The 16032-nt window shown below is 51.1% G+C and carries 14 protein-coding genes and 2 pseudogenes; 12 read left to right on the top strand and 4 right to left on the bottom strand.

Annotation, left to right across the window (positions count from 1 at the left end):
- Positions 1-338 precede the first annotated feature (338 nt).
- Both ACM6G4_RS23480 and ACM6G4_RS23485 read right to left on the bottom strand, forming a co-directional pair.
- Complete coding sequence (locus tag ACM6G4_RS23480; protein WP_056722063.1) at positions 339-998, bottom strand: winged helix-turn-helix domain-containing protein; 660 nt, start codon at positions 996-998, stop codon at positions 339-341.
- Positions 999-1279: 281 nt separating this feature from the next.
- Positions 1280-2020, bottom strand: coding sequence for a winged helix-turn-helix domain-containing protein (locus ACM6G4_RS23485; protein ID WP_056722065.1), 741 nt, complete (start codon positions 2018-2020; stop codon positions 1280-1282).
- 558 nt (positions 2021-2578) lie between these two features.
- Here ACM6G4_RS23485 and ACM6G4_RS23490 point away from each other — a divergent pair.
- Positions 2579-3412, top strand: a complete 834-nt coding sequence (locus ACM6G4_RS23490) for an undecaprenyl-diphosphate phosphatase (protein ID WP_223542357.1) — start codon at positions 2579-2581, stop codon at positions 3410-3412.
- Between the two features lie 55 nt (positions 3413-3467).
- Here the strand turns inward: ACM6G4_RS23490 and dusA are convergent, their stop codons facing one another.
- Positions 3468-4478 (bottom strand): tRNA dihydrouridine(20/20a) synthase DusA, encoded by a 1011-nt coding sequence (gene dusA / locus ACM6G4_RS23495; RefSeq protein WP_414914715.1) that lies wholly within the window; start codon positions 4476-4478, stop codon positions 3468-3470.
- A gap of 101 nt (positions 4479-4579) precedes the next feature.
- Between dusA and ACM6G4_RS23500 the strand changes: the two genes are divergently transcribed.
- From ACM6G4_RS23500 to ACM6G4_RS23550, 11 genes and pseudogenes are all read left to right on the top strand, one after another.
- Complete coding sequence (locus ACM6G4_RS23500) at positions 4580-5692, top strand: tyrosine-type recombinase/integrase (protein WP_414914716.1); 1113 nt, start codon at positions 4580-4582, stop codon at positions 5690-5692.
- Between the two features lie 27 nt (positions 5693-5719).
- A pseudogene (locus ACM6G4_RS23505) lies at positions 5720-5848 on the top strand (flagellar motor protein MotB); the annotation flags it as partial.
- Positions 5833-5982 (top strand): annotated as a pseudogene (locus ACM6G4_RS23510) (M48 family metallopeptidase); the annotation flags it as partial. The pseudogenes ACM6G4_RS23505 and ACM6G4_RS23510, both read left to right, overlap by 16 nt.
- A 198-nt stretch (positions 5983-6180) precedes the next feature.
- Positions 6181-6834, top strand: coding sequence for an HNH endonuclease (locus tag ACM6G4_RS23515; protein ID WP_414914717.1), 654 nt, complete (start codon positions 6181-6183; stop codon positions 6832-6834).
- 22 nt (positions 6835-6856) lie between these two features.
- A complete protein-coding gene (locus ACM6G4_RS23520; RefSeq protein WP_414914718.1) occupies positions 6857-7522 on the top strand; it encodes a hypothetical protein in 666 nt (221 codons plus the stop codon).
- A 366-nt stretch (positions 7523-7888) separates the two neighbouring features.
- Positions 7889-8650: a hypothetical protein gene (locus ACM6G4_RS23525; RefSeq protein WP_414914719.1), complete on the top strand. Its 762-nt coding sequence runs from the start codon at positions 7889-7891 to the stop codon at positions 8648-8650.
- 504 nt (positions 8651-9154) lie between these two features.
- Positions 9155-9985 carry a PD-(D/E)XK nuclease family protein gene (locus tag ACM6G4_RS23530; protein WP_414914720.1) on the top strand — a complete coding sequence of 277 codons (831 nt, stop codon included), beginning with the start codon at positions 9155-9157 and terminating at the stop codon, positions 9983-9985.
- A gap of 14 nt (positions 9986-9999) precedes the next feature.
- Positions 10000-10623: a hypothetical protein gene (locus tag ACM6G4_RS23535; protein ID WP_414914721.1), complete on the top strand. Its 624-nt coding sequence runs from the start codon at positions 10000-10002 to the stop codon at positions 10621-10623.
- A gap of 180 nt (positions 10624-10803) precedes the next feature.
- Entirely contained in the window at positions 10804-11862 is a 1059-nt protein-coding gene (locus tag ACM6G4_RS23540; RefSeq protein WP_414914722.1) for a hypothetical protein, read from the top strand.
- A 714-nt stretch (positions 11863-12576) separates the two neighbouring features.
- The gene (locus tag ACM6G4_RS23545) at positions 12577-13782 is read left to right on the top strand and encodes a hypothetical protein (protein ID WP_414914723.1); all 1206 of its coding nucleotides are present in this window, start codon (positions 12577-12579) and stop codon (positions 13780-13782) included.
- 552 nt (positions 13783-14334) lie between these two features.
- A complete protein-coding gene (locus ACM6G4_RS23550) occupies positions 14335-14850 on the top strand; it encodes a hypothetical protein (protein WP_414914724.1) in 516 nt (171 codons plus the stop codon).
- 207 nt (positions 14851-15057) lie between these two features.
- Here the strand turns inward: ACM6G4_RS23550 and ACM6G4_RS23555 are convergent, their stop codons facing one another.
- On the bottom strand, positions 15058-15879 hold the full coding sequence (locus ACM6G4_RS23555) for an HNH endonuclease (RefSeq protein WP_414914725.1): 822 nt from the start codon (positions 15877-15879) through the stop codon (positions 15058-15060).
- Between the last annotated feature and the right edge of the window lie 153 nt (positions 15880-16032).

The following is a 16032-nucleotide window of genomic DNA, read 5'->3' on the forward strand; positions in this document are numbered from 1 at the left end:
GTTAAACAGACTTGTTATTGTTGTTATAGCGAGTGTCCTGAGGTAACAACGTCGATATGCCGAACTGTCGTCAGTCAATAGACTAAGTTATTGGTGGAGATGCTGTCTGACGAGTTCTAACAGGGTGGCAAAGTGCCAACTATCAGAATTTTAGAAACCCCGATCGTTAGAAAAGGTCGAATGGAAGAGGGTGAATAATTAGAGTGGTCTTTGGTATTGTAGGAGGGGAGGGGATGAGGGCGGTCTGACTAGCGCGGAGGTTGAAACCAAACAGAGTGCTTTTTTATTATTGTAGTCGCACTGTTTCTGTTTGTTTTATTCGCTAAGGGTGGAGGTGTTTACGCCACGACTTCCTGGATCAGGCAATAGCCACGATTTCTTACTGCGCGAAACAGTCGTTCACCGTTACTGGCCATTTTGAATTTGTCTTGCAGCCGACTCAGGCACATTTCCAGGCCACGATATTGTTCCGGCTCCCTGCCGATGCTGAGGATCAGTTCGTCTCGACTGACGACACGCTCTTCATGGTGCAGCATTTTCTTTACCAGCGCGGCTTCCAATCCGGTCAGGCTGATCTCGACGCCCTCTTTTACCAAGGCGCTTTGATCCTTGTCGAGTTGCCAGGCTTCGCTGTAAGGAGTGTCGCCCTCAATGGTTTGCGCAATATCGTTGGCTGCCCCGGTCGTTGCCGGCATGCTGTGGAATGGATTCGTCGATTGCGCTGCCAGCCATTCGGATTCCAGGGTCGCCAGTAGTCGCTGTGTATCATGTTCGATACTGCGCGCTACGTTTTTCCTTGAAACGCTTGGGTAGCTGAACTCCATCAGCACAGGTGCGGAAGAGGGTGAAGCAACGCCTTCAATAAACATTTGTGCCTGGGAGGTGCCAAACGAGTTGAAGCGCTCACTGGACAGGATGGTCTCAAGTTCGCGCTGCGACGTTGTGCTGTGGGTCACGACGACAAAGTATTTCCTTGGGAGGGTTGTACTAGTTTCCATGTCTCTCTCCTGAAGTACACACCAAATTTGGCTAAAAGATGATCGGCAGGGGAGCAATGACTCCCTGGGAAGTAGTCGAAAGGCAGGGTCTGGGCCCAAATTTGGCCCTCGATGGGTTCCACTCGATCTGCTGCTATAGAATAAACTTTTATTGTTATGGTTAGATGTTGCCACGGTCATGGAATCGATAAGTGCCTTTGGTATGAAATACAAGAAACGCTGAAGCCGAGGTCTTTGTATTGTTGATAAAGTTGATGTTAAAGCGCCATCTTTTCGGTGTGTCAGAGAGTTGAAATCAGTCCCCTCATCAACCGGTACCCATGCCCGCGGATGCTCTGGATAGCGTTTGTGCCATAGGTGTCCTTGATTTTTCCACGAAGGCGACTGATCGATTTTTCCAGCGCCCTGGGGTCATAAAAGTTGCTGTTGAGCCCCATGATGTTGGCAATTTCATCGTGACTTAGTATGTGGTTACTGGTTTGTGCAAAGGCTTCCAGGATCTTCATTTCCGCAAAGGAGATGTCCAGCTTCTTGCTGGTGCCCAGTAGGCAAATACGGGTAGGGTCCAATATCAAATTGATATCTCTTTGCCATTCTTCACTGCTGAAGAACTCGGCGAGCAACTCAGAGCTTTCATCGGAAAGGGTATTGAACTTGATGCAGTAGTCGGCCCCCGCAAGATAGTACTTGATCTTGTTGTAGGTGCCTCGGCCCGTGATGACCGCGCAAATGATGGGCTTCAAGTTGCCGTTGCGCAGGTTTTCCACTAGCGCGAGGCTTTCCTCGAGCGCCTGGGGGCTGTCGATGATGATGAAGATGGCACGATACGAACCAGAGCGTTCATTCTTCTTGAATGAACTAGTGTAGGAATTGGCCTCTAGTGCCATATCGGTCCGCACATGCCTTGCGACTAGCGCTCTAAAATGTTCAGCCACGCCACGGGTACGACCCAGAGTGAGAACTCCGGGTTCATCGTTTGTCTGGCGCTGGCTTCTAGTCGCTAAGTTCCCTGTAAGCATCATGCATTGACTCGAATAGGTGCTGACATCGGGATGTTAAAGCACCGGTTCTCATCTGTGACTGACAATTGGTAACATTTACGCGAATTTTAGACGTGGCTCCCGAGTTTTTTAACAATACTTAAGCTTTTCAAGCTTTTAGTTGATTTTCTCGGCGAACTGAACTAGTGGAATATCGTCGTTAGATGGTGGCAATATGGAATTGTGCCACTATTTTGAAACGATGGCGATTAATTTTTTATGTCCTTTTGCCACTGTTTGGCCCACTACGTGCCACCATTCATGCCAAGGTGCTGAATCCACTAAGAAACACAAATAGTGTGAGAGCGATCACACTTTATTGAGTGGCGAGACTTTTTTCCACTAAATACCTAAATATATTTCCAGGGTGTTCGTACTCGGACGATTATTAACATGGCTTGAGTGTGCCTTTTAATAAGACATATTCTCCCTCGCTACATCAGATAATGGGTGTGGATGTGTCGAATGTTTTGCTTGAGCTACTCAATATCTGAGTGCAGTTGACGGATCGTTCCCAAAGAACGGTCTGATGGAGGATTGATGGATTTCTGGACCCTTTTCAAAGTGTTGATCCTGGGCGCGGTAGAGGGCCTGACTGAGTTTTTGCCGATCTCCAGTACGGGCCACCAGATTATTGTTGCGGACTTGTTGGAATTTGGCGGTGAACGCGCCATGGCGTTCAATATCATTATTCAGCTGGGCGCAATCCTTGCCGTTGTCTGGGAGTTTCGCCGCAAGATTACAGAGATCGTCAAAGGACTGCCGACCCAACGCAATGCACAACGATTCACTCTGAACTTGCTGATCGGTTTTCTTCCGGCCGTGGTTCTGGGTGTCCTGTTCGCCGACCAGATTCATCACTACCTGTTCAACCCGATCACCGTGGCAGTCGCCTTGGTCGTGGGCGGCATTGTCATGTTGTGGGCGGAGCAGAGAGACCACGTGGTGCACGTCGACCATGTCGACGACATGCGTTGGTCGGATGCGCTGAAGGTAGGCTTCGCGCAATGCCTGGCGATGATCCCGGGCACTTCCCGCTCCGGATCGACCATTATCGGCGGCTTGCTGTTTGGCCTGTCGCGCAAGGCCGCCACCGAGTACTCGTTCTTCCTGGCAATGCCCACCATGGTCGGTGCGGCAGTGTATTCAGGCTACAAGTACCGGGAGTTGTTCCAGGCCGGCGACCTGCCGGTTTTCGCCCTGGGCTTCGTCACAGCGTTCTTCTTCGCCATGATCGCCGTACGCGGTCTGCTCAAGTTCATTGCGAACCACAGCTATGCCGCCTTCGCGTGGTACCGGATCGTTTTCGGACTGTTGATCCTGGCAACCTGGGCATTCGGTTGGGTGAACTGGACGGCAGCGGCCGCCAGCTGACAGGCGAGCCAGGCGGATCAAACCGCCTGGCTGAAATGGCGAGAACAACCGGGCATTAACGCCCTTCAAGCAACCCGGCAGCTTGATCCAGCAGGGCCAGGGGCTCCTTGGCCTTGTGGATATCCACCGACAACAACTGCCGAAACTTGCGCGCCCCCGGGAACCCGGTCCCCAGCCCCAGCACATGGCGAGTGATGTGGTGCATCGAACCGCCGGCGTCGATGTGTGCAGCGATATACGGCCGCAACTGCGCCAGTGCTTCGGCACGGGTGATCACCGGCGCCGTGCTGCCGAACAGCTGCTGGTCCACCTCGGCCATCACATAAGGGTTGTGATACGCCTCGCGGCCCAACATCACACCGTCGAACGTCTGCAAATGCTCGTGGCAGGCCTCCAGCGTCTTGATCCCGCCGTTCAGGATAATCTCCAGCTCGGGAAAATCCGCCTTCAACCGCGCCGCCACGTCATAACGCAGGGGCGGGATGTCACGGTTCTCCTTCGGCGACAACCCCTCCAGAATCGCAATCCGCGCGTGCACGGTAAAACTGGTGCACCCGGCATCCCGCACCGTACCAACGAAATCACACAGCTGCTCGTAACTGTCCCGGCCGTTGATCCCGATACGGTGCTTGACCGTCACCGGAATCGACACCGCATCCCGCATCGCCTTCACACAATCGGCCACCAGTTGCGGATGCCCCATCAGGCACGCGCCGATCATATTGTTCTGCACCCGATCACTCGGGCAGCCGACATTCAGGTTCACCTCATCGTAACCATGCTCCTGCGCCATGCGCGCACACGCGGCCAGGTCCAGCGGCACACTGCCGCCGAGTTGCAGGGCCAGCGGGTGCTCGGCTTCGTTGTGCCGCAGGAAACGCTCGTGATCGCCATTGAGCAGGGCACCGGTGGTGACCATTTCGGTGTAGAGCAGGGCGTTTTTCGACAGCAGGCGCAGGAAGAAGCGGCAGTGGCGGTCGGTCCAGTCCATCATGGGCGCAACAGAAAACCTCCTGGATACCGTATCTGTTGGGGAGGCTAGGTTTTCTGCGGGTTTCGTCTGCATTTAGCTACTTCTCATTTGCTGCTGTTTGCCACTGTTTTTGCTTGTTTTAGAAAGGTCGTTGCTACAATGTAGCAACTCAAACCTATCGTGTAGCAAAATTCATGGGATCAATCACCGTTCGCAAGCGCAAGGATGGCTCTGCAACGTACACCGCGCAGATCCGCATCATGCAAAAGGGTGTGACAGTTTATCAGGAAAGCCAGACGTTCGACCGTAAGACCACGGCTCAGGCCTGGATCAAGCGGCGCGAGACGGAGATGGCCGAACCTGGTGCGATTGCCAAGGCCAACCGTAGGGGCGTCACGGTCAAGGAAATGATCCAGCGTTACCTCGATGAGTATGAAAAACTCCGGCCTCTGGGCAAGACCAAGCGCGCCACCCTCAAGGCTATCAGCGAAACCTGGCTGGGCAAGCTCGAAGATAAGGACATCACCAGCCAGAAGCTGGTTGAGTACGCCAACGACCGGATGCAGAGCGACGGCATTCAACCGCAGACCGTTGGCAACGATCTAGCACACTTTGGCGCGGTGCTATCTATTGCTCGGCCCGCTTGGGGGTATGAAATCGATCCCTTGGCCATGCCGGACGCACGCCGCGTGTTGCGCAAGATGGGCGCCGTATCCAAGAGCAAGGAGCGCGGCCGCAGGCCCACGCCGGAAGAGCTCGACAGCATCCTGACCTACTTTGTCGATATGCGGGCACGTCGTAAGCAAGAGATCGACATGGTCAGGGTGACTGCTTTCGCACTGTTTTCCACGCGTCGACAGGAAGAGATCACCCGGATTCGTTGGGACGCCATGGACGAGGCTCGCCAGTCGGTGCTGATCACCGACATGAAGAATCCTGGGCAGAAATATGGCAACGATGTTTGGTGCCATGTTCCGGACGAGGCGTGGAAGATATTGAAGTCCATGCCGAAGATCGCCGACGAGGTGTTTCCATATAATGCCAGATCCATATCCGCGTCCTTTACCCGGGCCTGTCATTTCCTCGAAATCGAAGACTTGCATTTTCACGACCTGCGCCATGATGGCGTGAGTCGGCTGTTTGAAATGGGGTGGGATATTCCGAAAGTAGCCAGCGTGTCGGGCCACCGAGATTGGAACTCGATGCGACGCTATACGCATCTGCGGGGAAATGGCGACCCGTACAAAGATTGGCCGTGGTTGGAGAGAGTGGTAACTGGCCCCGTGATTGGGGCCAGGTCGCATTAAGACACTCGGTGTAACGGAGGCTAGTCGATGTTTGGTAAGCAAATGCCTTCGGCTGCCCGTTCAAAGGACGAGGGAGAGAAGCCGTTCTGGATCTCTTTCGCTGATTTGATGACCGCGATGATGATTCTGTTTCTTGTGGTTACGTTATCGTCCATGAGATGGTTCACCTGCTTGAGCCTACCCACAATGAGCGCTTTATCTCAATTCTTTACGAGCACTACCCGACCTGGCGTGAGGCTCGCGCTGAGTTGAACGAATTACCGCTAGCGGCTGAGGTTTGGAAGGAGTGAAGTAGCCCGTGCGTTCGACTTACGTCTAGTGGCGTGCGCTAAGTGCATGCCGATTTGCTCCCTATTGAGTGGCTGTTTCTGGCCAATTACGAAATCCCCGGCAGCTCGTATAGTCTTGGCATAAGCCTCATCGAAACCAAAGCGCTACCGGACGACTTGGAAGCGAATCTCGAATTCATTGGCAAAGGGAAATGTTGAGTGTTCAAAGATCAGGTCATCGAGCGTTTTCACCAAGAGTTTGGCAACCCAGACCGAATCACCGTGAAAGTCGCCGCCTTCAATATTGCGGGACTTGGAGTCGTTATTCAGACTGACCAACCAAATCGCGAAGATGCCGCGTTTGTTTGGCTGCCTTATCCACCAGACGATCAACCAGTACCGGAAATCGCCCTGGAATACGCGGGCGACTCTGGACGGCATAGCGGCACCCATGCTTCCGCGGGCCTGGAAAAAGGGCAGCCTGCGCTCAAGTTAATATTGAGATCCGACGCCGAACTCAATGACGTTGTGGCTTACATCAAGGCCTTTGCCGCCAAGGCCACCTTACCTTCAGTGATCGCGGCACCTCGGCCCACCGCTTCAAGCGAGGCTAGCGTCAAAGGCGCTTTTATCCCCGTCGATATGAAAATTATGCCCGTACCAAAGCCCGTTGCTCCGCGCAGAGAGGCCATCCCCAGGAGCGTGCAACGTGAAGTCTGGCAACGGGACGGCGGAGCTTGCGTACAGTGTGAGTCTCGAAAGTTATTGTGTTTCGACCATATCGTCCCGTTTTCCCACGGTGGCAGTAACACTGTCAGAAATCTGCAGTTACTCTGTGAGCCTTGCAACCTGTCCAAGGGTAACCGGATCTAGAGAATTAGCAGGAGATGGTTGGATGGACATTGCGCATCAGCGAGTTTTGGAGGGGGAGGTCTTTGAAGCGGTTCGCTCTCGCTCGCCCCTGGTCGGAAAACAGATCATCAATCTAGGTTCGTTTAGCGTCCTGTTCGAGGGCGAAACGTCTGACTCGGTGTATCGATTGTCTTCCGACAACGCCACCCATGACTTCGCAGCAAAGGCGAAAAAGCTCGGTGTACCAGGTGTAGTTCGACTATTGGCCGATTATGGCGCCGTCGCGCTTTATCAGAACGATGACTGCTGTCCCGACTACCTTTGGTTGGCCCATCTAGAACATCTAGATAGCCTAGAGACTTACCCTAATCAGCAAGCGGCCGTCGCGCGTCTCTTGCTGCATCTGACCGATAGTGATGACGGAGACTTGCTAGCCTCACCAGAAGACAAGCACGCCCTGTTGGCAAAGTTGGACAATGCCCCTATCGAGCCTTGCACGCGACAGGCCGTCGAAGCCATGCAACGCCTGCTCCCTGAATACATTGCGGAAACAGACGTCGATGTGGATCTTGGAGCCAGCAACTTCATGGTCTGCGCAGTGACAGGTGACGTGGTATTAAGTGATCCAGTCAGCGGGCTTTCCAACATATCGGAAGAGCACCGTAAGCGCTTGTTGGCGGAGGGGATTGTGGTAGAAGTCCAGCAATGAGTGAATCGCCCCAGCTTTTCTAGGCATCGCGATAGGTTTGCGTTGATCGCGACAGGCCGAACTCGATCCAGAGCGGCCCTTCGAGAAAGGCAGGTAACGAATCCTGCTGTCAGTTAGATGTGGCTCCGATAACAGGGACGATTCACACTGACCGATGTCTGATCACAAAGCATTGCAATGCTGTGGAGATTTCCTGTTGGAAGCCTTTGTTCACTCATAAGACCATACGTCGGCTCTTGCAGATCTATACAAGAGACGGAGAATGTGTACGATAGATGAGTGCTGGCTAATTGATATTAATTTGTTTATCCTGCTAGGAGCGCTTTTCGTGGGACTTCACAATAATTTCAGCGGTAGGCTTGGAAGTTGAATATAAAATACAAGAAACGACTGGTTGCATTTATTGATGTGCTTGGCTTTAAGAATCTTGTCTATGCCTCGACAACCGCTTCTATAGATACTTATTATACTTTTATCTTGTCAAACTTTCAGTCCGCAGTTGCGCAGCGCAATTTTGATTTTTTACTGATAAGTGATTCAATTGTTATTTACTGCGACGAATCATCTGATAATCTTATTGAGTTGATAAAATTGTCAAATATTTTGCAAGCCGGGCTACTCGCCAAAGGAATTCCTGTTCGAGGGGCAATCTCTCATGGAGATCTTTTCGTTGATAAGCTTAATAATATAATTGTCGGGGCGGGATTGGTAAATTCCTACATTCTTGAAAGTGCAGCAAAATATCCTAGGATAATTGTCGATCGCTCGCTTATTTTGAAGTACTACGGCTCTATGAAGGGTGCGTTGAGTGAGTGTGTTGTCTCCGAGCTTCCGCATTTGTCGATTGCTTCACATAATGGAGGAGTGGTTGATTATCCATATTTAAACTATGGAAGACTCTTGTCCACCTCCAAGAGCAATGCGCCGTTCGAAGGAGCTCTAAGCTTGCTCAAAAATAATTTTTATAAAAATGAAAACACTGAAAAATATGAATGGCTAAGACACTATCTTATTTCGGCTTTCACTGAGCAAAAAAAACACTTCGAAAATAAGCTTGAGCTTAATTCTAGTGAGCGGTCACGCTTGAGGCGAGTGTCAAAATATATCGACTCCTTTGGATGCCTTTGATCTAGGGAGGTGCTTAGGTAAGCTGGTTGCGAAGCAATATTCAACATCGTTTTGGTTTTGCGCCTAGCATCACTCTCAGCTGCTGGATGGCCGCTTCTGGCCGAGGCTGTGTAAAAACGTTTTAGAGCAGGTTTGACTGTCAGAACCAGAACGAAAATCGCGTTCCTACGCAGACTTCAGGTCTGCTGACTAGCCAAGCGCTGGCAGATTTCACGTAGCAACGCTGATTTCCAAACGGAGTCTGCATTTTTACACACTCTGGGCCGATTTCTGCCTGCCGCGAAGGGCGTCAGTTGCCCCTTAGCGGTCGTTTACCTACAAACCCTCCGAGCTGCTTTCAGGTTGAAAAGTCCTGCTGTGGAACTAACCTTGGATCGAACATTCGTAGGCGGGTGCCTTCAGATCTTATTCAGAGGTTCGAGCCCAGAAAAAATTGCAAGACTATGCCTCAACGATATTTAAATGCCATCATCTGGACTAAATACTGGCTAATGAGAAACGTTGATGAGCACTGGAAGCTCCGAAAAACTTCGCGACTTTTTTGATCGCCTTCGTAACCTGCCCCCGCCTACCTCCGCTACTAAGATACTTACGTTGAGTCCGGTCCATCTTTCTGGATTTTTCCACGCCTTGCGGGCTGTACCCCCGGACGCACTGGCGCTCAATCGCATGGCGCTAACTCCGGCAGAGATCGATGTGCGCTCTTTGGCCGTCTTATTCGACGGCATGCGCACCCCGTTCCAATACCTACGGGCTGCGGGCGGATTCTGTAATCCATGGCGAATCGCCCGACTGGGTAGGGACGAAGTGCGCGTTACGGCGGTGCTTGCTTGGCTACTTGACCCCGCTGGTGATCATGGTCTTGGTGATGTGCTACTAGGCGCTATGATGGCACGGGTGAATCGCACTCAGATGCAGATTCCGCATACACCATTGAGCCGTGTCAGCGTAATACGTGAGGCCCGCCTGAATAGCGATGGTAACAATAGGGTAGATATCGAACTTCGTAGTAACAGTCTAGGTGGCGCTTTTTATCTGCTGATTGAAGCAAAAATTGATGCGCCCGAGGGGGCGGATCAAATCCTGCGATATGTCAAAGCAGCAGAATTAGGCGCCGGCAGCCTACCATGGGCCGTCATCTATTTGACTACGGATGGTCGTGCATCGCGGAGCATCGTCGAACTGGACAGCCGCCGAGTGGTTAATCTTTCATGGAAGGAGCTGGCTCGCGTATTACTGCGTTCACTTGATTGCATGGCAGTCACTAATCCGGCCTTTCAGGGATTCAGTTACCGGCTGGCTGAAACTTTCCTGCGCCATGTGCGCGCTTTTTGATCGAGGAGTCTTTCATGAATCACAACAAGCAAGCTGGTCGCATGATTCTCGGGGATTTGCAACTATTTAACCAGGCTGCCGTTTTGTTCGAACAAGAACTTGAGCCAGAGGTCCTAGCCAATTTTTCTGAATTGATCCAGACGTGGGCTAATGATCATCGTTGGAGCTCTATGGTCGACGGTGAGGATATAGTTGGTTATTGGATAGCCCCACCAAAATGGAGTTTTAAAGATGAAAAAGGCGGTGATAGGGCTAATCCTTGGTATGAGATCGCAACCGTAGAAGAAAGCCAAAACTATTGTCTTGCCAATCTTTGTGGTGTCGCCTCAACGAGCGTGAGTCTGTGGTTTTCTGTGGCTGAGAAAGACTTGGGTTTTGAAGGCAAGAAGGCTTGGAAAAAATCCCTGCAAATAGTCGCTCAAAAGTATGCCGATTATCTAAAACCACTCGGCTTCATTTATGACGATCCGTACTTTCATCTTCCCCTCAAACTGGACCATGCCAAGCTTGCCGATGCGTGGGGGGATGACAGCTACGATGAGTTGTTCGAGCCGCTAATCGCCGCGCTTGAAGCGTTGGAAAAGGCAGTGCCAATATTCGATGAGATGATTGTCGAAATGCGGACTTGTCAACATTGAAAGGGGCTGCTCTATTAGCGAGGAGTCGTCGGAAGTGTTTTAAAATTACACTCCCTATACTATGTGCTTGGCAGTAAGTTAATCCTGAGCTCTTAAGTCAGCCGGATAAAGGCCAGCGGAATTTTGATTATGTGCGGAACAGGCGACGCCACCTTTGCATCAAAATAATTAAGGATAAATATGTCGAGCAGTAGGATAGAAATAAAGTTCGTTTGCGGTGCAAGCAAGAAAAAATTGTTTTCCGGGAGCGCAATTTACCGATCCAGCAACGCTAGTGCCGACGTGCTCCACTGGTACAACAAAGTCGTGATCATCGAGTCGAGCAGAACAACGACGCAGCAGCAACCACTCAAACAGCATAACAGCACATTTTACAAACAAATTATCAAAGCAATATGTATGTACTACGTCTTGGAGCGAAATCCCAGGCCTATCCGTGAAATTGCGATAACTCAGTATGTTGGCAGTGCTCGGGAAAAACGGCATTCCCTGGGCCAGAAAGATCTAAAGCAGATAGTCTCTAAGGGGACTGATTTGGTAGCCCTACAGGCGATTGTCAACGCAAAGGCTGCTTTGCTTCTAGAGGAGACATTAAGAGGGCGAGCGGTGCTTTATGCAATAACGCATCTCATTAGGTCATTAGACTCAAACAGTCCCTTTGACCGTTTCGAGCGGCTGTGGCGCGCTTTCAATGCGCTTTATCGCGCCTTCGCGAAAAAGAGTAGCGATCACGAATGTCATGTGGCTTTAAGGGATCATATCCAGCAATTTCCCCAGCTTTTCCCCCTATCGCTAAAGCAAGTCTCCCCACTTACGACCGTTAATATACGGTTTCATTTGAGATGGATTCAGATGATTCAGAACAATCACGGAACGATAAAAAAAGCCGCCATGTTGCGAGACAGCATTTTGAGGGTTGAGGATCATCGTATTCTTGAGATCTACCGTGATTCTTTAACTGTTCGTACAGCACATCTGAATTCTATAGGTGCTATGCCGGCAATCCAGTCACATATTGCAGTACACACACATTTACGGTCAATTCGCGATTCCGACGTTCTGAGTACTCTCTGTGTCAAATACATGTACTTTGTACGTAATAAGATTGCACATGCAGAACGGCCAGATCACAGTTTTTCTTTCCTGACGGGATCGGCCGAGGAAGTAGAAATTCAGTGGCTGATCCCAACCTTGGAAGCGCTAGTGATCGATCTTGTCAACATTTCGGATACTTTTTAACGACTTCAGGTGGGCGTTGCCGATTGTCCCTTCTGGCCTATTGTGTTGAAAAAGTCGACCCGGCTTGGCTACCCTTGCATGGAGCAGTGAAAGCGTCTTTTTTGCACGCTGCTACGTCAAATCTGAGTCCTGAACCTTCTACGCAAAACACGGATTTCAATTTCAGACGTGTACTTTCCTGCCGTGGGAACCGAAGCCGACTTTTTCAACACAATCGGCCGATTACTACCTGTTGCGGAGGGCCGCAACCGACCCATAGCTGCCCCTAGTGAGGGGCAGTTATCGGCCGATTCTGTTGAAAAAGTCGGTTCGCCCAAACAGCCTGGTCGTTGACCGGTTAAAACGCCTTTTTTGCACACTGCTACGTGAGATCTGAGTCCGGAAGCCTCTGCCGAAAGTAAAGATTTCAATCTCGGACGCATACTTTTCTGCTGCGGAAACCATGGTCGACTTTTTCAACAGAATCGGCCAAAAGCAGCCCTCAGATGGTCTAAAAACTAGAGGCGACTCACCCCACCGCATTAGCTCGTCCAACAGATGGTGCGCATTCAGGGAGAGCCGGCAGAGGCGTTCGAGTGGTATCGGGTGGTTCGTTCCGTTGGCAACGTGCGGAAATAAGCCCTCGCTTGATCAATCCGATCGGCCCCAATTGGCCAGAAACCATAACCGTTGCTACGCTCATTTGTCTCAGCGACTAGACGCATGGGGCATACTGTGGACGTAATTTCCGATCCCCTTAATCTCTCGGATGAAAAACTTCTTGACTGGGTAAATCAAACTCACAAGAAGGGCGACTCTCTAGATTTGGTCATTGAACCATCGATCTTCGACGCACGGGGACTGACCCGCGAGGCGAAAATTGATCTTCCCGGCTCCCTAGGAGAAGTTCACACGATTACTGCGATACGGCGACAGTATCGAGTGGAGCGGTTCGGCCAGCCGGTTTCTGATTGTTTTGTGATCATCCCGCTGCGCACAACGTTGTTAGCCAATGCGAAAGCCGTACTTGGCGTACAAAGAAACTTGGGGGATGAGGCACTAAAAGCAATTATCGAAGCGTTTACCAGTTACTCACCTGCGACGCACGGCGCCGCAGCCACATACATATCTTCCCGACTGACTGAATACAACCAGAACCACAATCCAGTTTTCAGGGGAGACGAGTTCAACCTATTATTGGATGTTAGTTATGAGTGGAAGAGTGTTCAGAAAGACCTAAAAGAAGATGACTGGCTGCATCGCGTCTTTGAAATAGATGCATCAGACTCCCTGCCTGATATTTATCCGCAGGAGGGCCAGGATCTCGGCCAAGATGGCTATCGACTAACTTTCATTAATGACGAATACTTAAAAATAATCCCTCCTATACAGAAATCAAAGAACGAAATCCCCGTCAAGAATGGAAAAATAAGTGATGAAGCCTTTATAGACGAAATTGTTAAGAAACGGGCGGGCGAACTGTCGGAGGCAGGCAATCGAGATTGCGATTTTTTGGAAACCCATAAGATACGGATAACATCAATTAAAGCGCCAGATGAAACAAAATGGGAGTGGGCGTGGGTATATCTGGACACCGGGCGCGGCTGCGGATTCCACATGTATATGTATTCGATGTATACCCGAAGCTGTAGCAAGGTGCTATACGCCACAGTTAGATGGGCCCGACCTGAAGACGCCCTTAAGAAAATATTCATCGATAGCGCGCAGGAAGCAGCAAAGCTTGCCACCGCCGTAGCCATCATTGCAGGCAGCTTCGAAACAGGACTAGCCATTTTCAAAGCCGAGTTCTGGAGACTCATTAAAGAACATGCACTGCAAACATATAATTGTTTGATTCCCGACCTAATTTTTCCAAGTGAGACTGGAGAATGGAAACTTGCACAGTGGCCTGACCCAGTAGAACCAGAGCCAGAAGCATGAGGCTAAGGCTGCGAGTTTGTCAGACTCGCAGTCTCATCCATTTTCACGCTCCGTCAGCTGTCCTTTGGCTTTCACTACGGTGGTGAGCTTTGGATGATGGCGGCTCACGCCCATGCAGACCAGCTCCAGTTTCGAACCAACCTGCACGGCGATCCAAGCCAGCGCGAAGTGGCTAGCAGAGTTCGGATAGTCGATTCCAGCCGATTCATACAGGCCGCTATTGGCCGCTTGCTGTCCGTCACGAAGGGCAGCAGTCGACCCAGAGCTGACGTTCAGATCAACGCTCCAAAGCCGTCCTTCAAGATGGTGGCAGGCACAAGCTATAGTGTTTATGGTGCGCTAGCCAACCGAGTTGAACGGATGGTAGTACAACAACAGGCGCGGCTGATTTTATGACTGAATTTAGTAATGTGTTTTCACGCAGCTCACATGGTTAGGAGCTAGGCTGCAAGCTCATCCCGGGGCACTTGAATCACCAATTTAGACCCCAAGCGCTAGATATGGCCTGCGGGTTGGTGCGGTCTACATTACGTTATGTGCAAGAGGAGCAGCATGGAAGGCACTACCTTTGAGATTCTTCAATCCAAAAAAACGGGACTGAACAGCCCAGAAAGCTACATTGTTGTCAGAGAGCAGACTGGCTTTCTAAGAATTCTTGGGGATGATCCTCAGTGGGAACTTATGACTGCCACTGCGAGCGAAGATCATGGGCGCATCAAGGTATGCCCCAACCAGCTCCGCTTGATTGAATCTGCTTTACGACTAGGAGCCGAGTTTGAGACATCCCCATCGGTAGAAAGGGATTGGGCAGGAAGAGAGTACGTAAAAATATGTGTCATCACTCAGCACAAGAATCAAAACGACCAAGAATTCAACAGCGAGCTTTCCGCTGCGTTCAGTAGATTCTTTGAGATCTATGATTCATACACAGACGTAAGACGTCGCGCCAGAGACGAAATGATTGAGCTCTACAATGATCTTTCAACTGGCGATCTGGGTGGCGAAGTTTATCTCAGTGATGGCGTTTGGCTTGGCAGCGACGGCTCACTGTTTGACCGAAGCAGATAGCACCGGCAATCGACTAGATCGGTAAGTAGATCGACCTGCGTTCGTGCGTGCTACCCGGCACGGGACAGTCGAATCCTGGCTTCGTCGTTTCGACTGAGGGGATGCGGCGAAGCATGCTGAAGGCGAGGCGGGAGGCTTGAGTGCAATCTAGGCAGGGCTTCAGTCGAGTGATGTATTTGACTTTGTTCCAGACGCCAAGGGTCCCGATCACCTACCGCTCCCAAAGGCCTGGAAATGGTCCATTAGTCCTCGAGGATCTGGGTGGTTTTTAGGATCAACAGGAAGGCGTAGAGGATGACCTTCGTACTGACGATACGTAGATCCCAGCGAGGCGGCGATAACAACTCTGCCGGTGCTCGGGTTAACCGATATCAGCCGCAGGTCGAAAAGGGTATGGATGTCTGCCCTCAGAAGAAGCCCATTGCTCGTCCTGTAGTCTTCATTCGTTGAATGCGGTGTGATGTGTGCCGCTTCGAGGGCTTCTACGTCTGAACAGCCCGAAATAGCGCACTCCCCATACGCTCGAATCAGCGCCGCACGAAAGGCTGGTTGGCCCCTTCGTGTTTGGATGTCGCGAAGGACTTGTTCATCGACACCATGAGGAGTGGCTTGTAGATCCTCAGCTAGTTTTGGAGCGGCAGCCCCGAGTGACTCCCTGGAATAAAGCTTCCGAAAGTCCTCATGGAACTGGGATAGTTGATCTGGTGATCGAAGTGCAATTCGAGGCCAACACTGCGGTGGCTTAGCCTCGGCGGCCGGGTAGCGTCGTTGTAGGTTAGTCATCCATTGTTCTACTAAGTGTATCGATAGTCTCAACTCCTCGGACAGATTCCGGCAGCCAACTGCAACTTCTATTGCACCCGAGTTCTCGGTGTCTAGGCGGTCGTGATAGACCGTCATCACCGTCGCACTCAGGTAGTTCTTGTACTCAATGCCATTACCCGATTCAGTAAGTGGGTAGCCTTGCAACTGAGTTTCTGACGAGATCTCGTGAAGCACTCGCCGGGCTTGGACTTGAAAGGGGCTCATCTGTGACTCCTAACGTTCGGAGGGTTGCCGGTGAGTGAAGGGTGCAGATTGAGGCGAGCCCAGTTGATAGAAGGGATAGGCCTCTCAGCGCTCCGAGTCAATGTTGAACCAGGGTCGCCAAGTCCCCACAAGACGGTCCGCTTCGAAAAAACG

Origin of the sequence: Pseudomonas sp. IT-P258, from assembly GCF_949767825.1 — a bacterium.
In the GTDB taxonomy this organism is placed as follows: domain Bacteria; phylum Pseudomonadota; class Gammaproteobacteria; order Pseudomonadales; family Pseudomonadaceae; genus Aquipseudomonas; species Aquipseudomonas monachiensis.